The organism is Actinomycetota bacterium, from assembly GCA_040755895.1.
In the GTDB taxonomy this organism is placed as follows: Bacteria; Actinomycetota; Aquicultoria; order Subteraquimicrobiales; family Subteraquimicrobiaceae; genus Subteraquimicrobium.
On the sequence record JBFMAG010000058.1, the window covers coordinates 1 to 8,247 of the forward strand.

An 8,247-nucleotide genomic window follows, 5' to 3' on the forward strand; every position below is an offset into this window, starting at 1 on the left:
ATTCCCTATCCTTATGCTACGGATGATCATCAGTGGAAGAATGCAAAAACTTTGGAGAAGTACGGTGCCGCTAAGGTGATACCAAACCAAAATCTGAATGGGAAAGTACTTTTTGAGCAGGTGACAAAGCTAATTTTCGATCAAAAAGCCCTAAGTAGCATGAGAGAAAACTCTCGCAATTTAGGAAAGCCACAAGCCTCGCGAGAATTAGCCAATTTAATACTCAGCTTAATTAAAGAGCAATAATACCGTTTCGAGTTACCGTTGGGGAGCTAGAAATCAGCGAAGTAACTCGGATTTGCAACGGTAAGAGGGGGAGATATGTTAAAAAACGCGGAAGCAAAAAGGATACACTTTATTGGGATAGGTGGCGCTGGGATGAGCGCTATTGCCAAGGTATTACTCGAAATTGGATATCAGATATCTGGATCTGACCTTAAGGAATCCAGAAATACTCTCAGACTCTCGAATTTGGGAGCAAAGGTCAACATCGGACACCACCCCAGCAATGTTGAAGGAGCGGATATGGTCGTGGTATCCTCCGCAATCCCTTCAAATAATTGTGAATTGAGATACGCCTGTGAAAATGGAATCCCCGTGCTTCGCAGGGCAGAAATGCTCGCCAAACTCTCGGAAGATAAAATCGCAATTGCAGTAGCGGGAACCCATGGAAAAACGACTACAACTTCGATGATTTCAATGGTGTTCCAGAAAAACCATCTTGATCCCACATTTCTCATTGGTGGAGAATTGAATGATATTGGGAGCAATGCAAAATATGGTAAAGGTGATTTCGTTGTTGCCGAAGCCGACGAGAGCGATGGCTCTCTCTTGTATTTGAAGCCAGAAATTATTGTATTGACCAATATTGAACCCGATCATCTTGATTATTATCAAACCTTCGATAGAATTCAGGAAGTTTTCCTCAAGTTCATCACCGGCTTGCCCGAAGAAGGCTATGGCGTGGTGTGTGGAGATCACCCAAATGTACAAAAGTTGTTGGAGCGAACCGATCATAAGTGCATCACCTATGGGCTGAGGGAGGGAAACGACTTTTATGTTAGTGATATCGAGCTGGAGAAATTCAGTAGTAGTTTCCAGGTTTACAAGGCGGATAAGAAACTGGGAAAAGTTTCATTGCATATTCCCGGTATCCATAATATCTATAATGCAATGGCAACAATCGCCTTGAGTATGTCCATTGGTTTAAGCTTTGAGGCCATTTCCGATGTTTTAAGTCAGTTTAAAGGAGTTCAAAGGCGATATCAATTGGTGGGGTCTCAAAACGGCATTACTCTCATAGATGATTATGCCCATTTACCCACGGAGGTTAAGGTAACACTAGAAACCGCGCGGGAGGGGGATTGGAGCAGAATAATTTGCCTTTTTCAACCCCATCGCTTTTCCAGAACCAAGTTTTTGAGTCGAGAATTTGCTGATGCTTTCGAAGATGCAGATTTGGTGATTCTCACTGACGTTTATGGAGCTGGGGAGGAACCCATTCCCGGCGTGAGTGGAAAATTGATTTTGGAAGCTGTGCTACAAAGCGACCCCAAAAGTCAAGTCGCATATCTTCCCACCAAATCTGAGGCAAAGAGATTTCTGGCGAGCATTGTAGAGGATGGGGATTTGGTTCTAACCATGGGTGCTGGTGATATCTGGATCGTGGGGCAAGAACTCCTTGAATCTTTAGGTCAAACCACTTGAGGTTAGAGGTGCAAAGTGAATCGTGTGGTGACTTCTGAAGTCCTCAATCAATTAAAATGCAAGTTTAAAGGCAATGTAGTTGGAAACGAGCCTCTTTCAAAGCATACAACCTTGAGGGTTGGTGGAGCTGCAACCATCTTTGCCATCGCCGATTCTTTGGAGGAACTCAGGCTATTATTGCAAACCTCCACTGATTTTGAACTTCCCTACTTCATTATAGGAAAAGGGTCAAATCTTTTAGTTTCAGACAGGGGATTTCCAGGAATAGTCGTGGTATTAGGTAAAGATTTTAAAGGGATTTCCGTGGATGGTAGCCATATTCGAGCGGGTGCCGGTGTTTCACTGCAGGTTTTAGTTCAAAAAGCTCTTGAGAATGGATTAAAGGGACTCGCTTTTGCCATCGGTATTCCAGGGAGTTTGGGAGGGGCTTTGGCGTTAAATGCGGGAGCTCATGGTCACGCCATTGGAGATGTAGTCAAGAGTGTGACCGTTTATACCTCAGACTGTGAACTTAAAGCACTTGGTGGGCTTGAGCTCTCTTTTGGTTATCGAAGTAGCTCCTTGCCTTCCCAAGGAGTAATCGTGGAAGCTGTTCTGAGGTTAGAGAAGGGAGATACCAATCTGATTAGAGCCGAGATGGAGAGGTACTTCAGAAAAAGGAAGAGAACGCAACCCCTTAAACTCCCAAATGTGGGAAGTATTTTTAAAAATCCACCAGGTCTTTCAGCTGGTAAACTCATCGAGGAAGCCGGGTGCAAGGGTCTTCGGATGGGAGATGCTCAAGTCTCGCTCAAACATGCCAATTTTATCGTTAATTTGGGCAATGCTTCCGCTCATGATGTTTATTCTCTCATGCGGAGGGTTCAAGAGGAGGTATTCAGGGTTAAGGGGATTTTGTTGGAGACCGAGGTTACCCTGGTCGGCGACTTTGAATGAGACGTGATAGGGCTTCCATATATTTGGGTCTAAGCTGAAGGCTCAGAGTAAAAAGGTGACACCATGGAGACCGTCGAGGAAAAAGTCCGAGAACGCCGCAGAAAAGTTGCTCAGATTAGGCGACGAAGGCGTCTGAGATTATTGCTGATTTTACTGGTGTTAGCCTTAATTGTGTGGGGTGGAATAAGAATCTACAATTCCGATTTATTCAATATCAAAAGGATTAATGTAACTGGAAACAGTCACCTATCCGATGAGCACATTGTAAAACGCGCCAGGGTACCCCGGAAAACTAGTCTGCTTAAGATTCCGCTTAAGCAAATAAGAAATAGACTTCTTCAAGAACCATGGGTAAAAGACGTAAGAATCCTACGTCATCTTCCAAATACGCTCGAAATTAGGATAAGGGAGCGAAAACCCATGGCTATTATTCCCATCGATGAGTCTTTTATCCTCATCGATGGTGAGGGCTTTGTTCTGGAATGCAGAGGAGACTTAAAGGGATTAGATATGCCGGCCATCAGAGATTTAAAGATTGGCTCCTTCCAGATAGGGAAAAGGTTAAGATCAAAATCCCTCTCCAATGCTCTTGCTTGCCTTAGAGAACTCGATCCAGACCTTAGGGATTCTCTCAATATGGTTTCCGCTTCTTCCGCGGATAAGCTCTCACTATACACGAAGGATGATGTGGAGATACTCTATGGAAAAGCGGAAAATAATTCAAAGAAGAATTTTATAATCAAAAAGATTCTATCCGAACCAGGGGGGAAGATCATCTTCATTGATGTGAGAGTGGTCTCTAACCCCGTTGTCAAACGCTTGGAGGGAGTTCCAAAAAGTGAGTAAAGCGAGAGGAGAAGCCATAGTGGCTTTGGACATAGGCACCACTAAAATTTGTGCCATTGTGGGGAGACCGGTTGATGGAGAAATAGAGATCATGGGCGTTGGAACCTGCCCATCTTATGGCTTACGGAAGGGCATTGTTGTGGACATGAAAAGGACAGCAGCTTCTATTTCCACGGCTCTGAAAAAAGCCGAAAGAGCATCTAAGACGGAGATAAAATCCGCTTATGTGGGGATCACCGGAGCCCATGTCACTTCCCTCAATAGTCGCGGAGGCATTGACATAACTCATAGAGATCACATCGTTACCGAGAAAGACCGTAATAAAGCCATCGAAGCGGCTTGTGCTGTGAATATCCCCCAAAATAGTGAGGTAATTCACATAATTCCCAGAGAATTCTTCATTGATGGACAAGAGGGGGTCAAAGACCCTTTAGGAATGGCTGCCCTGCGCCTGGAGGCTGCAGTTCACATCGTTATGGGAGCGGTTACATCCATACAAAATGTCGTTCGATGCGTCAATCAAGCTGGAATCGATGTTGAAGACATAGTGCTCCAACCTCTTGCCTCCTGTGAGGCCGTTCTCTCCGATGAGGAGAGAGAGTTGGGAACCATACTGGTAGATATCGGTGGAGGAACTACAGACATAGCCATTTTTTCTGAGGGCAGCATTTGGTATAGTAGTGTTCTTTCACTGGGAGGAAACCAGGTGACTCACGATCTAGCTGTGGGTTTAAAGGTTCTTCTCTCCGAGGCAGAATCACTGAAGATTGAGTATGGTTGTGCTTTTAGTAAACTGGTTGATGAGCTGGAGATCATTGAGGTAAGCACATTCGGCAAGCGTAGACGAAAACCCATACCCAGAAAGCTACTGGCTGAAATAATCGAAGCCCGGATGCGGGAGATATTCAATTTGGTTAGGGAAAAGGTGATAGCAACGGGTAGGTTTGAACTCCTCCCAGGCGGAGTGGTCATCACCGGTGGTTCTTCACTATTAGAGGATCTACCGGAGTTGATTTCTGAGATGTTTGACCTACCTGCAAGGATTGGTTTTCCCAAGGACATTATAGGCGCGGTGGAGGCGGTGAATAGCCCCATCTATTCAACAGGAGTTGGGCTTTTGCATTATGCAAAAAAGGGTCCCAAGATTGAGCCTCTCCTGGCCGCCAGGGAATCTAATTTGATAGAGGAGATCATAGAATGTATAAGGGGATGGTTTAGGGAGCTGTTTTAATATTGGTAAATTCTGGCATTAAAAACACTTAAATGTGGCATTCTTCAGGTTAAACCCTCAAGTTGAAAACAAATTTTTTCTTTCCTATTACCCTTGAGTTTTGCAAAGTTTAAGGAATTTTTGGGTTGCAAATTTTTTTTGAATGAGATAAGGTTATTGCCGAGAATTAGGCTATCCGGTAAGCAAAACAGTTAAGTTCTACTTGAAGGTTGAGGGGGTGAAATTGTGTTTGATGCCGGAGCGAATTATTTAGCCGTGATTAAGGTTGTAGGAATTGGTGGCGGAGGAACCAACGCAGTTAATCGAATGATAGAAGCTGGTTTAACGGGTGTGGAATTCATAGCGATAAATACCGATGCCCAAGTACTTTTGATGTCCGATGCAGACTGTAAGGTCCACATAGGTGCCAATATAACCAAAGGACTTGGAGCTGGTTCCGATCCACAAATCGGTTATCAAGCTGCAGAAGAAAGCCGTGAACAGATAAAAGAGGTCTTGCAAGGCGCGGATATGGTGTTCGTCACAGCCGGTAAAGGTGGTGGTACGGGAACGGGAGCTGCCCCTGTGATAGCGGAAATTGCCAAGGAAGAGCTGGATGCACTCACGGTAGGTGTAGTCACAAAGCCCTTCAGTTTTGAGGGTAGAAAGAGATCTTTACAAGCCGATGAGGGAATAAGCAAACTCAAGGAAAAGGTGGATACTCTAATCATTATCCCCAATGACAGATTACTTCAGGTTGTTGAAAAGAAAACCACTATTTTAGATGCATTCAGAGTCGCTGATGATGTCCTCCGCCAAGGGGTCCAAGGGATAACCGATCTAATTACCGTCCCTGGATTGATTAATCTTGATTTTGCTGATGTGCGAGCGATTATGACCAATGCAGGTTCAGCATTGATGGGAATAGGTGTTGCCAGTGGTGAGAATAGGGCAACCGAATCTGCAAGAGCTGCTATCTCCAGTCCCTTACTTGAAGCATCCATTGAGGGAGCAAAGGGAATCCTTTTAAACATTTCAGGTGGTTCAGATCTAGGTCTCTTTGAGGTCAATGAGGCTGCTGAGATTATTGCGAACTCCGCTCATCCCGATGCGAATATCATCTTTGGAGCGGTTATCGATGATTCACTCTGCGATGAAGTTAGGGTTACCGTGATCGCCACCGGCTTCGATGTAAGAAGAAAGCAGGAAAGATTAGAATTGCTGGGAGAGAAGGAAATCCCCGCCTTCGACACGGAGGACTTGGATATTCCCACCTTCTTGAGGAAAAGAAATTACAAACCCTAGTCAATTTAAGTGAGATTTTGATCATCGCTTCCATAGCACAGCCAGATAACGGCTGTGCTTATTTATATTCAAAAATTTATACATGGTTCATAATTTTCAATGCAAAGTGCTCAAAGGGCCGTCCTTGAGCTTCGGGTTCGCTTTGGGCTGCTCTTATTTTTGTAGTGCGACCCTGCTGGCAGGCAGGAATTGACATCCACACGGCTAAGTCAATTTCGCAGCTTCGAATGTGCGCTCGCGACGCCGTCGCTCACACTCGCTTTTGCAAGGCCCTTGGCAGCAAGTTCATATTTTATGACACTTATAAAAATCTATAACCTTGAAAATTAAAAAGTCTTGCAGTTTGTAATGACCTTGGGTAAGCTATATAGGGCTTGTTTTAGACAAGATAAATCTGAGCTAAAACAAATCCAAAGCGCTGAAGGAGCACTGCTCTTGGCTTTTGACTTACTATATGAGGAAAGAGGGAGTATCAAGTTCCTCACCTCTCCGAAATTGTTGGATGAGGCATCTATCTTGGTAATTTTTAGCACGAGGATGGGAGGAGTTAGTCCACCCCCTTACAATTTCCTCAATCTCGCTTTCGATGTGGGGGATAAGTGGGAGAATGTAATCAAGAATCGGCGTATACTCTGTTTGGCTTTCGGATTAGATCCTGCCTCGCTCACCACTGCGGAACAGGTTCACGAAGATCGGGTTGCTCAAGTAAATGAAGATTCCGTGGGGCAAGGAGCATTTGGAGGAATACCAATTCCAAGAATAGATGCCCTTGTTACAAACCTCAATATGGTGCCCCTCGCTTTATTCTTTGCGGATTGTGTACCCATTGCTATTGTTGATCCAATGAAAAGAGTAATAGGCATCGCTCACGCGGGTTGGAGGGGCACTTACCTTGGAATCAGTTCAAATCTAGTAAATCTCATGATGAATCGCTTTAATTGCCGAGCTTCAGACCTGCTGGTGTTCATGGGTCCTTGCATCGGTGCTTGTTGCTATCGATTGGAATCCAAAAGGCTCAATCAATTTAAGAGGAAATTTCCCCGATCGATGGAAGTTCGTCAAAATGGTTCCTTTGACCTCACAGCTCCTAATGTAGAACAACTTGAAGGAGTGGGGATACCAAGGCAGAATATTTATTCGGCTAGTATATGTACCTCTTGCAATACCGACTTATTCTTTTCTTATCGTGCTGAGAATTGCAAGACCGGTCGCCAAACGGGGCTCGTTGCTTTACTCTAAAAACCAAGATGCCTGCCTAATTGATATTCTATATGCATTTACCCATAGGCAGACGCAGTATCCTTATGGAGACGAACTAAAGTTTAAAGTGGACTATTAACAAGTCAAGTTGACACTTTCTGACACTTTCGGTTTTCATCGTTCTTTGACAAATGAATCTTTGGACTTTCAAGAGCCGGGCATCTTTTGCCATTTAGGAACTTCTCAGCTGGGGTCTTCCCATTGAGCTTCCATCCCTGATGAGTGCGCTTGAAGTTGTAATGGTATAAGAACTCGTCGAGATCCTTCTGCAGCTCTTCTAAAGAGGTGTAAACCTTCCTGCGAAAGGCCAGGTGGTAAAAGTCATTGAGCAAGGTCTTGTGGAAGCTCTCAGCGTATCCATTTGTCCAGGGATGCTTAGCTTGGTCAAGCTCAAGTCTTATGCCATATTTCCTCAAGGCCCTCTCGAAGATGTGTATCTTTTTACCTCTCTTGCTAAGTGCCGTGTATTCTTTCCCGTTGTCGGTGAGTACTCTGTGGAGGGGGATGGAGAATGCTCGGTGCATGGGAAGAATGGAACTCTCAAGGAAGTCACAAGAGGTCTTGGCTTTTCTTTGAGAGATAGAGCTTGGCAAAACCAAAGGAGGAATCGCAGTCCACCGCCACCTATGATAAATCTTCCCGATGCCCTTGATTCTTCCCACTAGCTTCACATCCATGGAGAGAAGTTCTCCGGGATAGTGCGTCTCAACGTGGTTTTCCTTCCTCTTTTCAAGCTCTCTTTGTAGGAGTTCAGTGAATATCCCATTTCCATGTTCTTCGGCGAAGAGGAGCCTATTGAGCCTCCTGTTCAGTCCATTTCTCTTCAGAACGTTGTAGATTCCACCCCCGGTGTAGTCGATACGACCAAAAGTTTTTCTCTTGAGTTCATTGGCTATCCTCTCCGGACCATGGGTGGGATATTCCTTAACGTAATCCAAGATATCCTTCTCCACCCCTTTCTTGATCTGGTTGGGCATCTTGGG

At 44.7% G+C, this 8,247-nt stretch carries 8 protein-coding genes; 7 read left to right on the forward strand and 1 reads right to left on the reverse strand.

The genetic code is table 11. From position 1 onward, the window contains the following. The 7 genes from AB1466_02770 to pgeF form a co-directional block, all read left to right on the forward strand. Window positions 1-246: glycosyltransferase (locus tag AB1466_02770; protein ID MEW6189026.1), on the forward strand; the 246-nt coding region annotated here is incomplete at its 5' end. Window positions 247-321: 75 nt separating this feature from the next. Next, complete coding sequence (gene murC, locus AB1466_02775) at window positions 322-1,707, forward strand: UDP-N-acetylmuramate--L-alanine ligase (protein ID MEW6189027.1); 1,386 nt, start codon at window positions 322-324, stop codon at window positions 1,705-1,707. Between the two features lie 15 nt (window positions 1,708-1,722). Then, on the forward strand, window positions 1,723-2,643 hold the full coding sequence (murB, locus tag AB1466_02780; protein MEW6189028.1) for a UDP-N-acetylmuramate dehydrogenase: 921 nt from the start codon (window positions 1,723-1,725) through the stop codon (window positions 2,641-2,643). A gap of 63 nt (window positions 2,644-2,706) precedes the next feature. Further along, the gene (locus AB1466_02785; GenBank protein MEW6189029.1) at window positions 2,707-3,489 is read left to right on the forward strand and encodes an FtsQ-type POTRA domain-containing protein; all 783 of its coding nucleotides are present in this window, start codon (window positions 2,707-2,709) and stop codon (window positions 3,487-3,489) included. After that, the gene (gene ftsA / locus AB1466_02790) at window positions 3,482-4,720 is read left to right on the forward strand and encodes a cell division protein FtsA (protein MEW6189030.1); all 1,239 of its coding nucleotides are present in this window, start codon (window positions 3,482-3,484) and stop codon (window positions 4,718-4,720) included. Before AB1466_02785 ends, ftsA begins: the two co-directional genes overlap by 8 nt. A 225-nt stretch (window positions 4,721-4,945) precedes the next feature. Next, entirely contained in the window at window positions 4,946-6,004 is a 1,059-nt protein-coding gene (gene ftsZ, locus AB1466_02795) for a cell division protein FtsZ (GenBank protein MEW6189031.1), read from the forward strand. Between the two features lie 435 nt (window positions 6,005-6,439). After that, window positions 6,440-7,243 carry a peptidoglycan editing factor PgeF gene (gene pgeF, locus AB1466_02800; protein MEW6189032.1) on the forward strand — a complete coding sequence of 268 codons (804 nt, stop codon included), beginning with the start codon at window positions 6,440-6,442 and terminating at the stop codon, window positions 7,241-7,243. 104 nt (window positions 7,244-7,347) lie between these two features. Here pgeF and AB1466_02805 read toward each other — a convergent pair. Then, the coding region (locus AB1466_02805) for an integrase core domain-containing protein (GenBank protein ID MEW6189033.1) at window positions 7,348-8,247 on the reverse strand (900 nt) is incomplete at its 5' end.

What these genes read in the sequence shown, in the direction of transcription:
- murC (MEW6189027.1), top strand. Translation starts at nt 322, where the DNA reads ATGTTAAAAAACGCGGAAGCAAAAAGGATACACTTTATTGGGATAGGT.
- AB1466_02785 (MEW6189029.1), top strand. Translation starts at nt 2,707, where the DNA reads ATGGAGACCGTCGAGGAAAAAGTCCGAGAACGCCGCAGAAAAGTTGCT.